The 1161-nt window shown below is 54.0% G+C and carries 1 protein-coding gene; it reads right to left on the bottom strand.

The features are described 5' to 3' along the window. On the bottom strand, positions 1–1161 hold a 1161-nt coding region (locus ACTHS3_RS13850; protein ID WP_440368237.1), incomplete at both ends, for a M3 family metallopeptidase.

Below are 1161 nucleotides of genomic sequence, written 5' to 3'. Positions count from 1 at the left end.
GAAATAGCGCACGTCTTTGTGCCAAACGGGGACGGTTTTTTCAGCCAGCTCGATGCCGTAGAGTTTTTTGATTTGGGTAAACAGGCCTGCCAATACTTTGCTGATAGGGAAGTATTTTTTCACTTCGGTTTCGCTGAAGGCGTATTTGGCTTGGCGCAGTTTTTCGGCGGCATAGCTCAAATCCCATGATTGCGGGTCTTCGATATTCAGGTTTTCGCGCGCAAAGGCCTTGATCTCGGCAAAGTCTTTTTCGGCAAAAGGTTTGGCGCGGCGGGCAAGGTCGTGCAGGAAGTTCAGAACCTGCTCGGGCGTATCCGCCATTTTGGTTGCCAGCGACAGCTCGGCGTAGTTTTTGAAGCCGAGCAGTTTGGCGGTTTTCAGCGCGTTTGCAAGCGTTTGTTCGACGTTGGCCGTGTTGTCGAATTTGCCTTCGTCAGCCAATTCGCTGGCACGGGTAACGTAGGCGCGGTAGATTTGTTCGCGCAGTTCGCGGTTGTCGGCGTATTGGATAACGGCGAGGTAGTGCGGAATCTGCAGGCCGATTTTGTAGCCTGTTTTGCCTTCGCTTTGCGCGGCAGCGGCAAACATGGCGATGGAGTCTTCGGGGATGCCGGCAAGCGGCGCGGCATCGTCAAAGTAAATGCCGAAAGCGTCGGTCGCGTCTTGGACGTTTTGTGCGAATTTGGCACCCAGTTGCGCGCCTTCGGTTTGCAGTTGCGCCAGTTCTGCCTGCTGTTCAGGCGGCAATTCGGCACCGCTGAGGACGAAGTCGCGCAAGTCGTGGTTGAGCTTGGTTTGCTGCGCCGGGGAGAGTGTGTTGAATTCGGCAGAATTTTTGATGATTTTGAAGCGGTTGTACAACTCGATGTCTTGACCGATTTCGGTGAAGAAAATGGTGATTTCAGGCATCAATTCGTTGTATACGGCACGCAGCTCGGGCGTATCGACGACGGAGTTGAGATGGGAAACCACGCTCCAAATGCGGCCGACTCGTTCGGTAATGTCAGTCAGTTTTTCGACGGTGTTTGCCCAGTCGGTGTGCGTTTGTGCTTTGATGGTGGCGATTTGTTCGCGTGCTTCGGCGATGGCGGTTTGCAGGGCGGGTTTGATGTCTTCGGTTTTGATTTGGTCGAAACGGGGTTCTTCGCCCAAGTGGAGCAG

It is taken from the genome of Neisseria sp. P0009.S007 (assembly GCF_051962515.1).
The sequence above is the reverse complement of the archived record's forward strand: the minus strand, read 5'-3'. Positions and strand labels throughout refer to the sequence as shown.